General features: G+C 74.8%; 15 protein-coding genes. 10 read left to right on the top strand and 5 right to left on the bottom strand.

Annotated features, from left to right (window positions below; translation table 11 throughout):
• Positions 1–52: 52 nt before the first annotated feature.
• Entirely contained in the window at positions 53–2,362 is a 2,310-nt protein-coding gene (locus EV386_RS07965; protein ID WP_130413898.1) for a HelD family protein, read from the bottom strand.
• Positions 2,363–2,573: 211 nt separating this feature from the next.
• Between EV386_RS07965 and EV386_RS07960 the strand changes: the two genes are divergently transcribed.
• The 3 genes from EV386_RS07960 (at position 2,574) to EV386_RS07950 (ending at position 5,333) form a co-directional block, all read left to right on the top strand.
• Positions 2,574–3,941, top strand: coding sequence for a PP2C family protein-serine/threonine phosphatase (locus EV386_RS07960; RefSeq protein WP_130413896.1), 1,368 nt, complete (start codon positions 2,574–2,576; stop codon positions 3,939–3,941).
• A 123-nt stretch (positions 3,942–4,064) separates the two neighbouring features.
• Positions 4,065–4,994: a PAC2 family protein gene (locus EV386_RS07955; RefSeq protein WP_130413894.1), complete on the top strand. Its 930-nt coding sequence runs from the start codon at positions 4,065–4,067 to the stop codon at positions 4,992–4,994.
• A gap of 135 nt (positions 4,995–5,129) precedes the next feature.
• Entirely contained in the window at positions 5,130–5,333 is a 204-nt protein-coding gene (locus tag EV386_RS07950) for a cold-shock protein (RefSeq protein ID WP_130413892.1), read from the top strand.
• Between the two features lie 75 nt (positions 5,334–5,408).
• Here the strand turns inward: EV386_RS07950 and EV386_RS07945 are convergent, their stop codons facing one another.
• Positions 5,409–6,365 (bottom strand): spermidine synthase, encoded by a 957-nt coding sequence (locus tag EV386_RS07945; RefSeq protein WP_130413890.1) that lies wholly within the window; start codon positions 6,363–6,365, stop codon positions 5,409–5,411.
• Positions 6,366–6,503: 138 nt separating this feature from the next.
• On the opposite strand from EV386_RS07945, the gene EV386_RS07940 reads away from it, so the two are divergent.
• The 3 genes from EV386_RS07940 (at position 6,504) to EV386_RS07930 (ending at position 8,828) form a co-directional block, all read left to right on the top strand.
• A complete protein-coding gene (locus EV386_RS07940) occupies positions 6,504–6,992 on the top strand; it encodes an SAV_6107 family HEPN domain-containing protein (RefSeq protein ID WP_130413888.1) in 489 nt (162 codons plus the stop codon).
• Positions 6,989–8,281, top strand: coding sequence for a DNA polymerase IV (locus EV386_RS07935; protein WP_130413886.1), 1,293 nt, complete (start codon positions 6,989–6,991; stop codon positions 8,279–8,281). Before EV386_RS07940 ends, EV386_RS07935 begins: the two co-directional genes overlap by 4 nt.
• 136 nt (positions 8,282–8,417) lie before the next feature.
• Complete coding sequence (locus EV386_RS07930) at positions 8,418–8,828, top strand: DUF3040 domain-containing protein (protein ID WP_130413884.1); 411 nt, start codon at positions 8,418–8,420, stop codon at positions 8,826–8,828.
• Positions 8,829–8,878: 50 nt separating this feature from the next.
• On the opposite strand, the gene EV386_RS07925 is transcribed toward EV386_RS07930, so the two are convergent.
• The 3 genes from EV386_RS07925 to EV386_RS07915 are packed head-to-tail and all read right to left on the bottom strand — an operon-like array spanning position 8,879 to position 13,469.
• Entirely contained in the window at positions 8,879–11,167 is a 2,289-nt protein-coding gene (locus EV386_RS07925) for a transglutaminase TgpA family protein (protein ID WP_130413882.1), read from the bottom strand.
• Complete coding sequence (locus EV386_RS07920; RefSeq protein WP_130413880.1) at positions 11,164–12,459, bottom strand: DUF58 domain-containing protein; 1,296 nt, start codon at positions 12,457–12,459, stop codon at positions 11,164–11,166. The genes EV386_RS07925 and EV386_RS07920 overlap by 4 nt, the downstream gene beginning before the upstream one ends.
• Positions 12,459–13,469: an AAA family ATPase gene (locus EV386_RS07915; protein WP_207216602.1), complete on the bottom strand. Its 1,011-nt coding sequence runs from the start codon at positions 13,467–13,469 to the stop codon at positions 12,459–12,461. The genes EV386_RS07920 and EV386_RS07915 overlap by 1 nt, the downstream gene beginning before the upstream one ends.
• 382 nt (positions 13,470–13,851) lie before the next feature.
• Here EV386_RS07915 and mraZ point away from each other — a divergent pair, with 382 nt between their 5' ends.
• The 4 genes from mraZ to EV386_RS07895 all read left to right on the top strand — a co-directional run bounded on the left by mraZ (position 13,852) and on the right by EV386_RS07895 (position 17,954).
• Entirely contained in the window at positions 13,852–14,286 is a 435-nt protein-coding gene (mraZ, locus tag EV386_RS07910; RefSeq protein WP_207216601.1) for a division/cell wall cluster transcriptional repressor MraZ, read from the top strand.
• A gap of 172 nt (positions 14,287–14,458) precedes the next feature.
• The gene (rsmH, locus tag EV386_RS07905) at positions 14,459–15,478 is read left to right on the top strand and encodes a 16S rRNA (cytosine(1402)-N(4))-methyltransferase RsmH (protein ID WP_130413878.1); all 1,020 of its coding nucleotides are present in this window, start codon (positions 14,459–14,461) and stop codon (positions 15,476–15,478) included.
• Positions 15,475–15,909: a cell division protein FtsL gene (gene ftsL / locus EV386_RS07900; protein WP_130413876.1), complete on the top strand. Its 435-nt coding sequence runs from the start codon at positions 15,475–15,477 to the stop codon at positions 15,907–15,909. The genes rsmH and ftsL overlap by 4 nt, the downstream gene beginning before the upstream one ends.
• The gene (locus tag EV386_RS07895; RefSeq protein ID WP_130413874.1) at positions 15,906–17,954 is read left to right on the top strand and encodes a peptidoglycan D,D-transpeptidase FtsI family protein; all 2,049 of its coding nucleotides are present in this window, start codon (positions 15,906–15,908) and stop codon (positions 17,952–17,954) included. The genes ftsL and EV386_RS07895 overlap by 4 nt, the downstream gene beginning before the upstream one ends.
• Positions 17,955–18,006: the final 52 nt, after the last annotated feature.

Below are 18,006 nucleotides of genomic sequence, written 5' to 3'. Positions count from 1 at the left end.
GGCGCCTGTCGCCCGATGTCGCCGGTCCCCGCCGCGGTCGGGGCGCAAGCGCTCAGCCCTCGAAGCCGGGCGGCAGCGCGCGTTCGTGCACGACGACCAGGCGCTGCGTCGGACGTGTCATGGCCACGTACAGGTCGGACCATCCGCCCGCTCCCGCAGCGACGTCAGCGGGCTCGACCAGGACCACCGCGTCGTACTCCAGGCCCTTGACCTCGCGTGGCGCGAGCACGGTCACCTGCTGGTCCTCAGGCCGCTGCGCCGCCAGGCGCGCGGCCTCGCCGGCGCCGAGCGCGTCGGGCAGCGCGGCCTCGACGGCCGTGCGCAGGCCGGCGACGGCGTCCGCGGCGGCGATGACGGCGACCCGGCCCGCGCCGTCGGCGCCGACGAACTCGCGCGCGAGTGAGCCGACGGCGTCGGCGACCGCAGCCCGCGTGCCACCGTCCGGCACGCGGGCGTCGACGATCGCGCCCGGCACCTCGCGGGCGGCCGTGAGGGGTGAGGCGGGCAGGCTCGCGGCCTTCGCCACGCGCTGGGCCGCGTCGGCCACCGCCGCGGGTGTGCGGTAGGAGACCGTGAGCTCCTCAAGGCGCCAGCCGTCGCGCAGCACTGGCGTGAGTGCGGCCGACCATGACCGCGCGCCCGCGTGCGACGACGTCTGGGCGACGTCGCCGACGATGGTCATCGACCGGGTCGGGACGCGGCGCGCGAGCATGCGCCATGCCATCGGCGACAGCTCCTGCGCCTCGTCGACCACGACGTGTCCGTACGCCCACGCGCGGTCCGAGGCCGCGCGCTCGGCCGTCGTCAGGCGTGGGCCGCTGGAGGCGAACCGCTCCGCGAGCGTCTCAGCGTCGATCTGGATCATCGACCCGGCCGCGGCGCCCGAGGCGAGCACCGAGCGGGCGTGCGCGAGCGCCTCGGCGCGCTCGGCGGCCAGCGCGCGCTCCTCGGCGCGGGCCACGGCGTCGTCGTCGCCCAGCAGTTCGGCGGCCTCGTCGAGCAGCGGCACATCCGACTCGGTCCACGGGGCCCAGGGCGCGCGCAGCACCGCGGCGCGCTCGGCGTCGGTCAGCTCGGGCGCGGCCTCGGCGAGGCGGTGCGGGCGCGAGAGCAGGTCGTCGACGAGCTTCTTGGGCGAGATGGGGAACCACGCGAGGTTGAGCGCGACGCGCACGTCGCGCAGGCCGCGCAGATCCTCGAGCACGACCGCGCGGTCCTCGGGGGTCAGGTCGCGGCCCTCGGCGGTCTGGTACTGCTCGGCGAGCCGCGCGAGCATGTCGCGCACGAACCCACCACGGGCCTCGTTGTGCGGCTTGTGGGTGCGTCGGGCGCGGGCGATCGCGTCGCGCACGTCGCGGCGGCGGATGACCAGGTCGTGGCCGTCGAGGCGCACGCGCAGGTCGCGCTCGGGCACACGCTCGCGGGCGCGCACCGCGCGGCGGATCACGTCGGCCCACAGCAGGCGCCCCTTGATCTCGGTCGCCTCGCCGTCCTCGATGGCGGTCGCGGTGAGGCCCGGGAGCAGTTCGCCGAGCGTCGTGGACACGACGCCGGTCTCGCCGAGCGAGGGCAGCACCTGGTCGATATAGCGCAGGAAGGAGCGCGACGGGCCGACCAGCAGCACGCCCGAGCGGTCCAGCAGGCGGCGGTGGGCGTAGAGCAGGTACGCGGCGCGGTGCAGCGCGACGGCCGTCTTTCCCGTGCCCGGGCCGCCCTGGACCACGAGGGCGCCGGCAAGGTCCGAGCGGATCACGCGGTCCTGCTCCGCCTGGATCGTGGCGACGATGTCAGACATGCGGCCGGTGCGGCGCGTGGCCAGCGCCGCGAGCAGCGCGCCCTCGCCCGAGAGCGACGACGCCGCGAGCGTGCCCTCGTCGTCGGCGTGGTCGAGGTCGAGCAACTCGTCCTCCAGGCCCGTCACGCGGCGGCCCGAGGTCACCAGGTGGCGGCGGCGGCGCACGCCCGCCGGCTGTAGCGACGTCGCCCGGTAGAAGGCCTCGGCGGCGGGGGCGCGCCAGTCGGTGAGCATCGAGCGCTGGTCGTCATCGGTCAGGCCGATGCGGCCCACGTAGCGCACTGCCGCCTCGCCCGCCTCGCCGCCCGAGTCGGCGTTGGGCTCGGGGTCCAGGTCGAGGCGGCCGAACGCGAGTCGGTCCTCGACCGCGTCGAGTTGCGCGGCGCGGTCCTCGTACAGCGTCGCGAAGGCGTCGCGCTCGGAGCGGTTCTGCGGCGAGCCTGAGGGCCCCTCGCGCCGGACGTCGCGCAGTCGCCCGCGCGCGCGTTCGCGCAGCACGTCCAAGCGGGCGTAGAGCTCGTCGACGACTTCCTGCTCGTGAGCCAGCTCGTCCTGCCTGCCTGCCACCGGTCCTCCAGTCGTCCCGCGTGTGTCCGCGACCCGTCGCGACGGGTCGGCCGACCATTATTGCCGACGCGCGTGGCCCGACGCGTCGGCGTCGCGGCCCGTGGGCGCCAGGCAGTCGCTGACCAGGCCCGCGCCCCACGGCTCGAGGGGTCGACCCGCGGTGATGATCGGGCGGTGCTGTGAGCCGCCGCGGCGGTCTAGCATCCCTGACATGGCTGACGGCGGCGTGCGCGGGCCGGACGCGGCGTGGGCGGGCGCCGTCGGACAGGTCGTCCTCCTCGTCGAGGGCGACGACCACGACGCGCTGCTGGTGGCCGAGTCGCTCGGGGACGCGGGCCTCGACGTCGAGTTGCGGCGGGTCCGCAGCGTGCGGGAGGCCGAGTCCGCGCTCGCGCGCGGCGGCGTCGACTGCCTCCTGGTCGGCCTGGGCGCGCCCGGAGCCGCCGAGTCCGAGGTCGAGGAGCCTGACGCCACCGAGCCCGACGCCGCCGAGCCCGAGGCGATCGGGGCTGACGCGGTCGGGCGGCTGCGCGCGGCCTGCGCCGGCCTGCTCGACCCGCCCGCGCTCGTCGTGCTGACGGACATCGCCGACCAGGGCGCCAGCGCCGTCGCCGCGGGCGCCGACGACCATCTGTCGAAGGACGAGGCCGACCCTGTCGCGCTGGGGCGGTCGCTGCGCTACGCGCTGCAAGGCCGGCGCACCGCCGCGCAAGAGCGCGCGCTGTCGCGCGGCGAGGTCCGCGCCGCCGAGGCGGAGCGACTCGAGCGCGCGCTCGTGCCGACGCCGCTGGTCGCCGACAGGGACGTGTCGGTCATGGTCGGCTACCTGCCGGGCCGCGACGGCCTGCTGGGCGGCGACTTCTTCGACGCGATCGAGCGCGCCGACGCCGCCGTGATGTGCGTCATCGGCGACGTGGCGGGGCACGGCCCCGACGAGGCGGCGCTCGGGGCGAGGCTGCGCACCGCCTGGCGCACGCTCGTGCTGAGCGACACCCCGGCCGACCGGACGCTGCCGCTGCTCGAACGCGTGCTGATCAGCGAACGCGCCAGCGCCGAGGTGTTCGTCACGCTCTGCCAGGTCGTGGTCATGCCCGGACGCGACGCCGTCGAGGTCTATCTCGCCGGACACGTCCCGCCGCTGCTGATCACCGGCCCGGTCGGCGCGGTCGAGGTCCGGGTGCTCGACGGCGCGCTGCGCGGGCGGGCGCTCGGCGTGCCGGTCGAGGGTGGGTGGCGCGCCCAGCGGGTCGAGCTCACCGGACCGTTCTCGGTCGCTCTGTACACCGACGGGCTCGTCGAGGCGCAGGTCGGGCCTGCGGCCGCGGGCGACGGCGCGGGCAAGCCCTTGCCGCGCGCCGCGCCGCGCCTCGGCGTCCCTGGCCTGCGCGGGGTGCTCGCCGCCGAGGTCAGCGGCGACTTCTGTGGGCTTGTCGAGCGCGTCCTGCGGCGTGTGCGCGACCTGCACGGCGGCCCGTTGGCCGACGACGCCGCGCTGCTGGTGGTCGGGTGGACCGGATCGGCGGACGTGCCCGGCGAGCGCTCCTCGACGCTTGCGGACTCGGCCGAATGGGCGCGGTGAGCCGGGCGTCGGGCCGAGCGATCCCGCCGGGTCCGCGCTGGGCGAACACCGGGAAGCAACGGCGTGTCGCACGGGTTGTTGCGTGAGGATGGTGACAGGCGCCATCGCGAGGAGGGAGTGACCGTGCTCGACCCCGAGGGCATCGTGACCATCGACGACGCGGCCGTCGCCGCGGCGCTGGGCGCCGTGGCGGGGGGAACGCGCTCCGGTCCGGTCATGCTCTACTCGTTGCGCGGGTTCGTCGACGCCGGCAGCGCGGGCGCGATCGCCGCCGAGCACCTGGTCTCCGAGCTCGACACCACCCGGCTGGCGACGTTCGACGTCGACCAACTGCTCGACTACCGCTCGAAGCGCTCGTTCATGACGTTCGACGCCGATCGGTGGGCGGCGTACGAGGAGCCGTTCCTCGCGCTCGACCACGTGCGTGACGGCGACGGCGCGGGGTTCCTCCTGCTGCACGGCGTCGAGCCGGACCTGCAGTGGGAGCGGGTGATCGCCGCCGTGCGCAGCCTCGTGGAGCGGCTCGGCGTGTCGCTGACGGTCGGCTTCCACGGTGTGCCCATGGGCGTGCCGCACACCCGTCCCCTGACGCTCACCGCGCACGGCACCCGCACGGGGCTCACCGAGGACTACACCTCGTTCTTCGGCACGGTCAAGGTGCCCAGCTCGATGGCCGCGCTGCTCGAGTACCGCCTCGGCGAGGCCGGGCATGACGCGCTCGGGTTCGTGGTGCACGTGCCCCACTATCTGGCCTCGTCGCAGTACACCCCAGCGGCCGTCGTCGCGCTGCAGCATGTCGAGCGCGCGACCGGCCTCAACCTCGTGACGGGGCGCCTGGCGACAGCGGCCGCGGACGCGACGATCGAGGTCGAGAGGCAGTTGCGCGAGTCGGGCGAGGTGCAGGCCGTGGTGACCGCCCTGGAGGAGCAGTACGACCGGTTCGCGCGGAGCCTGGGGCGCCCGAGCCTGCTCGCGGAGGCCGCGCCCATCCCGACCGCGGACGAGTTGGCGGCGGAGTTCGAGCGGTTCCTGGCCCAGCAGGGCGACGACTGAGCGGCCGTCGTCGACTGTGGCGCCGGCGTGGGATTGGCTTGTGGAAACCCGTGACGTGCGGGTTGTGACGTGCGACACTAGCGCGACGGTCGGCCAAGAGGCCCGCCGAGGTTGCAGGGAAGGTTCGACACCAGCATGGCTCAGGGTTCTGTGAAGTGGTTCAACGCGGAGAAGGGTTTTGGGTTCATCGCCCAGGACGGGGGCGGCGCCGACGTCTTCGTCCACTACTCCGCCATCCAGACGAACGGCTACCGCACGCTTGAAGAGGCGCAGCGGGTTGAGTTCGAGATCACCCAGGGCCCCAAGGGCCCCCAGGCGGAGCAGGTCGTCCCGCTCTGACGGCTTCGCCGAGGCCGGACGTGGGCGCGGTCCCGTCCCGAGTCAACTCGGGACGCGGGACCGCGCCCACGCTCGTCAGTACGGCCGGGCTGTGCCGATGAACCGCGTCAACTCTGCGCCCGTGACTGGTTGGGCCGGGACGGGCAGCGCGCGCAGGGCGCGCGCGAGCGCGGCAGAGCGCAGGTCCGGGGCCTGCGGTCCGTCCCCGCGGGGCGGCTCACCCGCAGCCGGGGAGGGCGGTCTCGTGGAGTCGTCCCGGTCCGCCTCGTCGGTGACGGCGCGAACCGCGGCGAGCACCAGGTTGCCGTAGCGCCGGCCCTTGAGGATGCCGGGCTCGGCGATCAGCGCGAGCCGCCCGCTCCCGGCGACGTCGGGGCCGAACGCCGCGGCCAGCGTCGCGAGCTCGCGACGCGCGTGCTCGAGCGGCGGGCGGTCGGCGCAGTTGACGAGGTAGAGCCCGCCGGGTCGCAGCGCCGCGGCCGCGTGCGCGGCCGCTTGGCCCGTGATCAGGTGCGTCGGCGTCGTGTCGCCGGCGAAGACGTCGCGCACGACGACGTCGTAGGAGGCGGGCGCGGCGGTCGCGACGGCGCGTGCCGCGTCGTCGGCGCGCAGCCGCAGGCGCGGGGCGCGAGGCAGGCCGAACCACTCGCGCACGAGCGTGACCAGGCGCGCGTCGACGTCGACCGCGAGTTGGCGCGACCCCGGCCGTTGCGCGTCCCAGCTTCGGGCGAGCGCGCATCCCGCAGCGCCCAGGTGCAGCGCCCGCAACGGGCCCGTGGTGGTCGCCGCGACGACGGCGTCCATCTGCTGCATGTACTCGAACGCGAGGAAGCCGGGATCGTCAAGGTCGAGATAGGAGCTCGGCACACCGTTGACCTGCAGCGTCACGCGCCGGGAGTGGTCGGGGTCGGGCACCACCTCGACTGTCCCGGTGTCGATCGGCACCGGGCCGACGGGTGGCGTGCCCGCGGGTGTCGGTGGCTCGGCGGACGATAGGGAGCGCTTGGCGGAGCGCGCGCGGCGACGGGCCATGGACACCAGTCTCCCAGGGCGGTCCCCGCGGCGACGACGAGTGACGACGAGTGACGACGAACGACGAGACGGTTGACAAGGTTCGAACAGGTGTTCGACACTGGTGGAGCGGGGAGACCCGCGGACGGGAGGTGCGGGATGACCCTCAAGCACACGGCGCGCCGTCGCACGGTGGGCCACGCCCCAGAGCCTGCGCGGTCCCCGGAGCCGGTGGCCGTCTCGGCGGCGGTCTCGCGGCTGCTCGGCCTGGCCGACGCCGAGCTCGTCGAGGCGGCGCGGGCGGATGACCCCGCCGACCGGTTCGTGCACGCCCACCTCGCCGCGCTGCGCAGCGCGGCCGCGCTCGTCGAGCTGCGTGGGCGTCCCGGCCCGCGCTCGGGAGCGCGGACGGTGTGGGAGATGCTCGCCAAGGTCGAACCGGCGCTCGCCGCGTGGTCGGTGTACTTCGCGTCGGGGGCGCGGTTGCGCGCCGCCGTCGACGCCGGGCACGGCGAGGAGGTCGGCGCGCCGCGCGCGGACGAGCTGATGGCCTGCGCCGAGGACTTCCGTGACGAGGTCGCGATGGTCGTCGACCCGCACTCGGGCTTCTCGCGACCGTTGCGCTGGGCGGCGACGGCGGCGTCATGAGCAAGGCGCCGAGGTCAGCGACGGCCAACCGCGACTGGGGCTCGGACGAGTCGCAGACCTCGGTCATGCACGTCGACATGGACGCGTTCTTCGCGCTGTGCGAGCTCGCGCGGCGCCCGGAGTTGCGCGGTCTTGCGGTGATCGTCGGTGGGCGCGACCGCGGCGTGGTGCTCGCGGCGACATACGAGGCGAGGGCGTTCGGAGTCCGCTCCGCGATGCCGATGGCCTCGGCGATGCGGCTGTGTCCGCAGGCGGTCGTCGTGCCCCCCGACCACCGCCGATACTCCGACGTGTCGCGCTCGATCATGGCGACGATGGAGGAGATCACCCCCATCGTCGAGCAGGTCAGCATCGACGAGGCGTTCCTCGACGTGTCGGGCGCGCGGCGGCGGCTCGGCCCGCCGACGGTGATCGGCGCGCGCCTGCGCGCCCACGTGCAGGCCGCGCACGGGGTGACGTGCTCGGTGGGCATCGCCAAGAACAAGTTCCTGGCCAAGCTCGCCTCGACCCACGCCAAGCCCGACGGGATGCTGCTTGTCCCCGCCCAGGCGTCGGTCCCGTTCCTGCGCACGCTGCCTGTCGGCGCCCTGTGGGGGGTGGGGGAGAAGACCGAGGCGATGCTCGCGCGGTGGGGCATCACGACCGTCGCACAGCTCGCCGACACCGACGTCGCGACACTTCAGGCGGCCGTCGGCCGGGTGCACGGGGCGCACCTGCACGACCTCGCGTGGGGGCGCGATCCGCGTCCCGTGGTCCCCACAAGCCACGAGCGCTCGATCGGCAACGAGACGACCTTCGGAGCGGATCAGCACGACCCGCGTGCCGTCGAGGTCCGCGTGCTCGAGTTGTGCGACAAGGTCGCCGGCCGCCTGCGTGAGCAGGGCGTCGTCACGCGAACCGTCGCGCTCAAGGTGCGGACGAGCGACTTTCGGACCCTGACCCGCTCGCGCACGCTCGACGGGCCGACCGACCTCGCGCGCGACCTGTATCAGGTGGGGCGCGAGCTGCTCGCCGCGGTCGACCTGCGCGGGCTGCCGGTGCGGCTGGTGGGGGTGCGCGCCGAGAACCTTCAGCCGCGCGCGGGGCTGCCCGAGCAGCTCACGCTCGACGAGGCGAGCGCCGAGCGGCCCTCCACGCGGCGTGAGGCCGAGGTGGCGCTCGACGCGGTCCGGCAGCGGTTCGGCAGCCGCTCGATCGGACTCGGGGCGGGCGGACTGGCGACGACGAGCGGTCGCGCCGCCGAGGACGGCGAGCGGCTGCGGGACTCCCGGCACGCGCAGGCCGGGTGAGGGAAGGGTGAAGAGCCGCGTCCGGCACGTCCGTGCGCCCCCCGGTATACCTTTCACAGGCCGTCTGATTACCCCATCGCGGTTGCGCGGGCCTATTCTGGTGCAAAGAAGAACTCCACCAGACAAGGGGGTCGCGATGCCTCTGTCCGAGTACGAGCAGCGCGTGCTGGAGCAGATGGAGCGCGCGCTGACGAGCGACGATCCCCGCCTGGCCAACACTCTCCAGTCATCCGGGCGTCGACCCGTCATCCGCTACGTCGTCGCGGCGATCGGTCTCGTCGCCGGTCTGCTCGTCCTCGTGCTGGGGGCGGCCAACTCCAAGCCGATCCTCGGCGTCATCGGCTTCGCGGTCATGTTCGCCGCGGTCGGATGGGCGTTCGCGTTCGCGCCGCGGTCCAAGGGACCCGAGGGAGTGGTCCGAGCCGACGGCAGCGTTGGCGCCCGACCGGCGGCCAAGGGCCGGGGCGGTAAGCCGGGTCTGAACAAGCCCGGTCTCATGGCTCGCCTTGAGGCGCGCTGGGACCGTCGGCGCGAGCAGGGCCGCTGACCGACCGGCGCGCAGACGCCTCACCAGACGCCTACCGCGTGACCAGACGCCTACCGCGTGGCGCCCGCTTTGGCGCGCCCGGCCGCGGAGACTCCCGCCGTCACCTCGCGCGTGAGCTCGGCGAGACGGGCGGCCTCGAGCGGTTCGCCGCCGACGGCGTAGCGCTCCGTCTCCAGCGCGTCGGCGAGGGTGGTCAGCGCGTCGCGCACGTCAGCGGGCATCGGCTGCCCGGTGCGCGCCGCCCAGGACTGGGCTGCCTCGCGGGGCGCCTGCCGGGGCGTGGTCGACGCGCGGAGCGTGACGCCCGCGTCCCCGAGCGCCGCGGCCACACGCGCCCAGGCGTCCTCGGCGTCGAGCGGCGGACGCGTCGCGCGGCGACGCAGCCAGAGCGTCAGGAGCAACCCCCCGCCGGCCAGCAGCGCGGCGCCGACGCCGACGAGCCAGCCCGTCCGGGGTGAGGTCTGCTCGCCGTTCGCGCGCGGCGCCGGCGCGGTGGCGGTGACCGACGGCGCGGTGGCGCCGGGGTTGGGGCCGGACGTCGCCCCGGCGCGCTCGTCGAACGTCGGGTCCGCGGTCGGCGCCGCCTGGCCGACGGCGGTGTTCGTGTAGGCCGGCGCGGCCCCGGTCTGAATGGCCGGGGTCGGCTCGAACCGCACCCAACCGCTGCCCGGGAAGTACAGCTCTGGCCAGGCGTGCGAGTCCTGCCCCGTGACCTCCCACCGCGCGCCGCGGTCGACGTTGGCGCCGGGCAGGTATCCGACCGCGAGTCGGGCGGGCACCCCGAGCGTGCGGGCCAGCGTCACCATGGTCGTCGCGAACTGGACGCAGTACCCCCGGCGCTGCTGCAGGAAGTCCCACACCGCGTCGCCGGTCTGGCCGCGGGGGACATCGACGTCGTAGGTGAAGCGCGTGGTGTCACGCAGGTAGTTCTGCAGCGCGACGGCGCGGTCGAAGTCGGTCGCGGCGTCGCCGACGATCTGGCGCGCGGCAGCCTCGATGTCAGTGACGTGGCGTGTGGCGGGGACGGACAGGTAGGCGGAGTCGACCTCACGGGCGCCCGCAGGCGCGGCGCGCAGCGCCTGCGGGCTCAGGTCCCGCGGGTGGGACACGAGCGTGAACGTGTCGCCGTCCTGCGTCGTGGCGCCGCCCACCACCTCGTCGCGGCCCGCGTCGTAACGCCAGCCGCCGTCGGCGGTGACCGTGCGTGGTTCGACCGTCACCGGGAGCCGGTTCTCGCGCATGGAGCCGACCGTGATGTCCAGGCGCACCGCCGCCTCGGACGAGTCGGCGGCCTGCGGGAAGAGGATCTGGTCCTCGGAGAACTCGACGCCGTCCGCCGCGGGGCCGCCGCTCCAGTGGCGCCCGTCGAACGACGAGAGTGTCAGGAGGCGCAGCGGTCCCGCGGACTCGCCCGTCGACGACGTGTAGGTGAGCACGACGGCGGTGGACCGCGCGGTGAGCGAGCGGTACATGTCGAGGTCGTCGGCGAGGCGGACGGTGCGCGCCGTGGTGGTGAACAACGACGTCCACCCGCGCCCGAGGCCGGGACCGGTCGCCCCGGCGGTCACCACCAGCGCGAGCGCGGTGACCGCGGCGGCGGTCGCAGTGGTGCGCACGGCCCGACGCCGCTCGGCCGTGCGCACCTGGGCGCCCACGCGCGCGTCACGCACCGCGCGACGGGCCGCGCCGGCGTCGAGTGTGAGCCCGAGCAGGAACGCGGCGACCGACACGACGAACGTGGTGGTCGGCACCCGCGAGGTCAGCACGAGGGGCGGGAGCCACAGCACGAGCACGCTGCCCGCCGCGAGCATGGGCTGGCGCAGGCCCGAGGCGAGCGCGTCGGCCGCGATCAGCACGACGAGCGCGCCACCCACGCACAGCAACGCCGTCGGCGTCGTGCCGATGACGGGCGCGACCTCCTCGCGCACGATGTCGCCCGCCGCGCCGAGCTGGTCGACGAGCCGTGAGGCCGACTCGGGCCCGACGAGCCACTGCGTGCGACCGCCCACGCCGCCGAACCGGGCGAGCAGGAACCACGCCGCGACGATGATCCCGGCGAGCGTCGGAAGCACCGAGGAGGCGCCGCCGTCGTCGGTCGGGACGCGGCGCACGGCCACGCCCGCGCGAGCGGCGGCCGCGACCCGGGCGCGGCGCCCGCCGATCAGGGCACGGGTGATGATCACGGCCGCGGCGACCAGCAGGACACCGGTGACGCCTGTGGCGGGCCACGGCGGCAGGACGATGGTCCGCAGGCCGAGCATCGAGGCCAGCACCGCGGCCGTGACCAGCGCGGTCGAGACGGCGAGCCGTGCGGTCGGGGTCGTGCGCGCCGGGATCATTCGGCACGCTCCGCGAGGGCGGCCCACGCCTGGCCGTGGGTGATCCCGGGACGCGTGGTGGCCACACGCCAGCCCGCGGCGCCCAGGGCGGCCACCGTGGGCTCGGCGTCCTCCTCGTGGGGGCACACCACGAGCGCCAGACACGAGGCGGACTCGCTCGCCAGCGCGGCGAGCGCCCGCAACGGACCGGACGACTGGGGGCGCAGCACGGCGACCGTCACCTCGCCCGGCGCAGCCTCCATACGCAGCTCCTCGGCCGTCGCGGTGGTGGCGGCGTCGGCGTCGGCCCCCGAGCGCGGCCCGTGCAGGTCGATCGTCGCGTCGAGCAGCGCGTGCCGTCCGGTGCGGGCGCCCGTGACGAACCGCTCCGCCACGCCGAGCGGCCGGCGCGACGTCGGGACCAGGCGCGCGGGATGGCCGGCGTCGAGGAACGAGCAGGCGAGCGAGGCGACCAGCTCGACCGCCCACTCGCCGTCGGCGCGCGACGTGCCGGCGACGGACCGCAGCTCACCCGGCGCGGGAAGCAGAGCGCGGTCGAGCACGACCGAGATGGGGCGCACCCCGGCGGCCTCGTCGGTGCGCACCATGAGTCGGCCCTGGCGCGCCGCCGTGGGCCAATGCACGCGGCGCGGGTCGTCGCCGGCGACGTACTCGCGCAGCACCGCGTCGTCGGGAGCGGTGCGCCGCGCTCCCGTGCCCGCGTTCTCCAGGTCGCCCAGCAGGCCCGTGCGCACCGACAGCTCGCTCGTGCGCGGCCACACCGAGACAACGGTCGGCTCGCCCAGTGGCGCCGTCGTGCGCACGAGGCCGAACGCGTCGGTGCGTGTGGTCAACAGCGGACCGAGCGGCCAGCGCCCGCGCCGCGTCGGGTGGATCGCGTAACGCACCTCGATCTCGTCCGGCCGGGCCGCCACACGCGGGCGCACGCCCGAGCCGGCGAGCTCGTGCGCCGCGTGCTCCGAGAGCCGGATGCGCGCCAGCCGCTCATAGGCCGCTGCCGACGCCCGCGCGGGGGTGACCAGCAGGTGCGTGGTGGCCTCCTGGCCGCGGACCACAGGGTCCGGCGTCACGCGGCGGGTGACCGCCAGCGCGCCACGCCCGGCGTCGAGCCGCTGGAGTCCCTGCGTGAGCCAGGCGACGACGAGCGCGGCGAGTCCCGCGGCGCCGAGCCCGACGACGTCGGGCAGGCCGAGCGCCCGGCCGAGCGCGGCCAGCGCGACCCCCACGACCGCGAGCGCGACACCGCGACGGGTGGGCCGAACACGCGCGAGGCGGTGGAGGGCATCGCGCATCAGCGCCGGCCGACGGGTGACGGCGGCACCGGCGTCCGCGCGACGATCTGGGACACGACGTCCTGCGCGGTCGAGCCCGCCAGGCGTGTGTCGGTCGTCAGGATCAGGCGGTGGGCGATCACGGCGACCGCGAGCTCCTGGACGTCGTCGGGCAGGACGTACTCCCGGCCGGCCATCGCGGCGCTCGCCTTGGCCGCTTTGAGGAGTTGGAGCGAGGCGCGCGGCGACGCCCCCAGGCGCAGCGCGGGGTGGTCGCGCGTGGCGCCGACGAGGTCGAGCACGTACCGCTTGACGGCGGGGGAGGCGTGCACGTGCCGCACCAGTTCGGCGAGCCGGAGCATCGTGGCGCCCGTGGTGACGGGAGACAGGTGGGCCAGCGGGGAGGACGACTCCTGGCGGTCGAGCATGAGCATCTCGGCGTCCGCGTCGGGGTAGCCCACGGTCAGGCGCGCCATGAAGCGGTCGCGTTGGGCCTCGGGCAGCGGGTAGGTGCCCTCCATCTCGACGGGGTTCTGGGTCGCCACGACGAGGAACGGACGGGGCAGGCGGTGCGTCGTGCCGTCGACGGTGGCCTGGCCCTCCTCCATGCACTCCAGCAGCGCCGACTGCGTCTTGGGCGAGGCGCGGTTGATCTCATCGCCGATGACGATGTTGCTGAAGACCGGTCCCGGACGGAACTCGAACTCGTGGGTCTGCGAGCGGAAGATGTTGACGCCCGTCAGGTCGCTCGGCAGCAGGTCCGGGGTGAACTGGATGCGCCCCACGTGGCAGTCGATCGAGCGCGCGAGCGCCTTGGCCAGCGTCGTCTTGCCGACGCCCGGCACGTCCTCGACCAAGAGGTGTCCGTCGGCGAGCAACACCGTCACCGTGAGCCAGGCCAGACCCGGCCGGCCCGTGACGACCGACTCGATCGCCGACCGCACACGCGTGGTCACCTCGACCAGTTCGCTTAGTGCGGCCCTCAACGCCGCCTGCCCGGTCCCGTCGCCGTTGTCGGAGCCGGCGGACACGGGTGTGGGCAGGGTGGGGGTGACGGGCTCTCGCTGCACAAGGACCTCCGCTTCGAGGGCTGATCCCCGCTGCGGGGGCACTTCCGAGCCTAGTCGACCTGTGACCTTACTGTGACCGGCTTCACGCAGTGCTCGATCCGCTCCGCAGCGCTCGATCCGGCGCGCGGCGCGGACACGCCAGAGCGTGCGCGCGGCCCTCCACCGCGCTCCAGGCCCGCCGCGGCGCCGTGACCTGGGCGTCAGGACCGTCACATCGCCCAAGTGGAGCGCACAGGGACGTTTCATCCGGTTGAGTGGAGGGTTGTGGAGTAACGTGGAGCGTGCGGGAGCGCTGAGGGAGGTGCGGGCCGTGGCAGGGATGGAGTCGTTCGTCGGCGCAGGCCTGCTGCTGGGCACGTACAACCCGAAGCTCGACGAGAAGGGCCGGCTGATCCTCCCCGCGAAGTTCCGGGCCCGACTCGCTCCCGGGCTGGTCATGACGCGAGGGCAAGAGCGCTGCCTCTTCCTTCTGCCGATGGACGAGTTCGGCCGCATGTACGAACAGGTCCGGCAGGCTCCCGTGACCTCCCGAGAGGTGCGCGACTACCTCCGCGTCTTCCTCTCGGGGGCGAGCGACGAGGTGCCGGACAAGCAGGGCAGGGTCTCGATCCCGCTCATGCTGCGCGAGTACGCAGGGCTCGACCGGGAGGTCGCCGTCATCGGCGCCGGAACCCGCGTCGAGGTCTGGGACCGCGCGGCGTGGGAGGCCTACCTCGCCGCCAAGGAGTCGGCGTACTCCGACACCGGCGAGCAGATCTTCCCCGACCTGGCCTTCTGACCGACAACTGCACACGCGAGCACCGGGGCCCCGCCCCGCGAGGCCTCCTCCCGCGAGGGTCTGACGTCACTTCCCCGGCGCCAGAAAGACGCGGAGGGAGACCTGGCAGGACGGGGTCCCCCGCGCCCCGGGGTCGCCACGCACCCCGGCCGATCAGACGAAGGAGGGCCCCATGGACGACGACGAGCGCGACACCGCCGCGCGTCACCTGCCGGTGCTCCTCCAGCGCTGCGTGGACCTGCTCGCCCCGGCGCTCGCCGAGCCCGGCAGCGTGCTGGTCGACTGCACGCTCGGCATGGGCGGCCACACCGAAGCAGTGCTCGACCAGGTGCCCACCGCTCGCGTGGTGGGCGTCGACCGCGACCCCCAGGCCCTGCGACTGGCGGGCGAACGCCTCGCGCGGTTCGGCGACCGCTTCACCCCGGTGCACGCGGTCTACGACGAGATCGGCGACGTCCTGGCGGACCTCGGGCTGCGGGCCGGCGTCCAGGGCGTCCTGATGGACCTCGGCGTGAGCTCGCTGCAGCTCGACGAGGCCGAGCGCGGGTTCGCGTACGCCCACGACGCCCCGCTCGACATGCGCATGGACCAGACCACGGGCATCACCGCAGCCGAGGTGCTCAACACCTATGACGAGCGTGAGCTGACGCGGATCCTGCGCGAGTACGGCGAGGAGCGGTTCGCGGCCAAGATCGCCCGGTCCGTCGTGCGCCGCCGCGCCGAGCGCCCGTGGGCGCGCACCCACGAGCTGGTCGACCTGGTGCGCGCGTGCATTCCCGCCGCGACGCGCAAGACGGGCGGCAACCCGTCCAAGCGCACGTTCCAGGCTCTGCGCATCGAGGTCAACGGCGAGCTGGAGACGCTTGAGCGGGCCGTGCCCGCGGCGATCGAGGCGCTCGCCGTCGGCGGACGCCTCGTCGTCGAGTCCTACCAGTCGCTTGAGGACCGCATCGTCAAGCGCGCCATCGCGCGCGGCACGACGTCGTCGGCGCCGCCCGGTCTGCCGGTCGAGCCGGAGACGCACCGGCCCTACCTCGAGGCGCTCACCCGGGGCGCCGAGGAGGCCGACGCCGACGAGCTCGCGCGCAACCCCCGCTCGGCCTCCGTCCGGCTGCGCGCGGCGCGCCGCGTGCGGCCCACCCCCGCACATCTGAGAACCACCAGCACCACCCGCAAGGAGGACCGTCGATGAGCGCCCTGCGAGCCCCGGCCACTGTCCCGAGCCGCCCCGCCGCGCCGTCGCGCGGCACTCGCCTGACGGCGTTGCCCGGCGGTCGCGTGGAGTCCCGCCGCCGGTTCGCCGCCGTGCGCGCGCCGCTCCAGGCGCGCTCGGGCGTGCCGTTCCTGGCGTTGTGCGGGGCCGTGCTCGCGGCCGCGCTGCTCGCGGTGCTGGTGCTCAACACCACGATGGCCCGGGGGTCGTACGAGATGGCGGGGCTGCAGGGGCAGTTGGTCCGCACCTCGCAGGACGTCCAGACCAAGCAGGAGAGCCTGCGCACCGCGGAGCGGACGCTCAAGGACCGTGCGACGGGACTGGGGATGGTGCCGAGCGACAGCGCGTCGTTCCTCGACATCACCGGATCGGCGGGATCGGCCGCGCCGACGGCGGAGGCCGGGCGATGACCCGGCGCGAGGCGCCCCCGGCGAAGGCGGGCGCCTCGCGCTCGACCGCCGCCTCGGGCGCGCGCCCGCGGTCGGCGGGCTCCGCCGCGCGCACGACGCCGCGTCCGGCCGCTCGGACGTCGGCGCGCCTGGCCGCGCCGACGCCGCGCCCGGCGGCCCGGGCGGGCGCCCGCGCCTCGGTCGGCGAAACCGCCCGCGGCGCGGGCGCCCCTCCACGCGCGGGGGCCGTCTCGCGAGCGCCGGGCGCCATCGATCGCCGCCCGCCCGCGCCGCCGCGCGGCGCCCCGAAGCCCGCCTCGCCCGAGCGGCGCCAGCGCTGGCTCATGGTCGTCGCGGCGCTCGTCGTCATGGTGTTCGTGGGCCGGCTCGTGCAGGTTCAGGTGTTCCAGGCGCCGAGCCTGGCGGCCAAGGCGCGCGCGACGCGCATGGTGACCATCTCCGAGCCCGCCCACCGCGGGGACATCACGGACCGCAACGGCGTCGTGCTCGCGACGTCGGTCGACCGCTACACCATCTCCGCAGACCCGTGGGCGATCCAGGGGTATCGCGCCTACGGTCGCCAGGACGCGGACGGCAATCCGGTCGCCGACGGCGCGCTCGGCGTCGCCCAGCTCCTGGCGCCCGTGCTCGGCGCCAACAAGGCCGAGCTCGCGGCGAGGCTCAACGGCGACGGCCGCTATGTGGTGCTCGGGCGCGACGTGGAGCCCGACAAGCAGCGCGAGATCCGCGCGCTCGGCCTGCAGGCCTACATCCGCACCGAGCTCGTGTCCAAGCGGGTCTACCCGGCCGGCTCGGTCGCCGGCACGCTCGTCGGGTTCGTCGATGACGAGCAGAAGGGCCAAGGCGGGCTGGAGAGGGCGTACGACGACGTGCTGGCGGGCACCGCGGGGCAGGTCAGCTACGAGCGCTCGCTCGACGGTGTGCGCATCCCCGGCGGTGAGCAGGCCTCGACGCCCGCCGTCGCGGGCGGCGACGTCGTGCTGACCATCGACAGCGACATCCAGTGGAAGGCCGAGGACGCCATCAACGACATGGTGCGCAAGTCGGGTGCGGCCTTCGGCATCGTGCTGGTCCAGGACATCCACACGGGCGAGATGCTCGCCATCGCCGACTCGGGCGCGGTCGACCCCAACGACCGGTCGACGGCGAGTGTCGCCAAGGGGTCGCGCGCGGTCCAGGAGACGTTCGAGCCGGGCTCGACGGGCAAGGTCGTCACGATGGCCGCCGCGCTCGAGACGGGCGTGTGGACGCCCGAGAGCCAGTTCACGGTCCCGTACCGCTTCACCACGCCCAACGGCCAGACGTTCAGCGACTCGCACGACCACCCGGTGCTCAACCTCACCCTGGCCGGCGTGCTCGCACAGTCGTCGAACTCGGGCACGGTGCAGATCGCCGAGAAGATCCCCCCGCAGGTCCAGTACGACTTCATGCACAAGTTCGGGTTCGGGGAGATGACCGGGCTGGGTCTGCCCGCCGAGTCGCGCGGCATCCTGCACCCGGCCGACCAGTGGGACGGGCGCACGCGGTACGCCGTGGCGTTCGGCCAAGGCGTCTCGGTCAACGCGATGCAGGCGACCGGCGTGTTCTCGACCGTCGGCAACCTCGGGGTGAGCGTCCCGCCGACCTTGGTCGAGGGCACACGCTCGCCCGACGGCGACCTGGTCGCGGCCGAGCAGAAGCCGGGCACGCGGGTCATCTCCGAGGCGACGGCCACCACACTCCTGCACATGATGGAGGAGGTCACCGGCGAGGACGGCACGGCGCAGCAGGCCCAGATCCCGGGCTACCGCGTGGCCGGCAAGACGGGCACGGCGCAGATCTTCCTGCCGAGCGGCGGCTACACCTACATGGCGTCGTTCATCGGCGTCGCCCCGGCCGACGACCCGCGCTACACCGTCTCGGTGTTCCTCAAGAGCCCGCACAGCTCGATCTACGGCGGCGTGGTCGCCGCCCCGGTGTTCCGCGACGTCATGAGCTTCGTGCTCCAGAAGGAGGCCGTGCCGCCGAGCGCGCCGGCCCCCGAGCCGCTGCCGCTGACCTGGTGAGCGCCCGCGCCGGGGCGCGCGGACCGCGGCGCCCGGCGCCTGGCGTCAATGC

The organism is Xylanimonas ulmi, assembly GCF_004216535.1.
Taxonomy (GTDB): domain Bacteria; phylum Actinomycetota; class Actinomycetes; order Actinomycetales; family Cellulomonadaceae; genus Xylanimonas; species Xylanimonas ulmi.
This window is presented reverse-complemented; position numbering and strand designations above follow the sequence as displayed.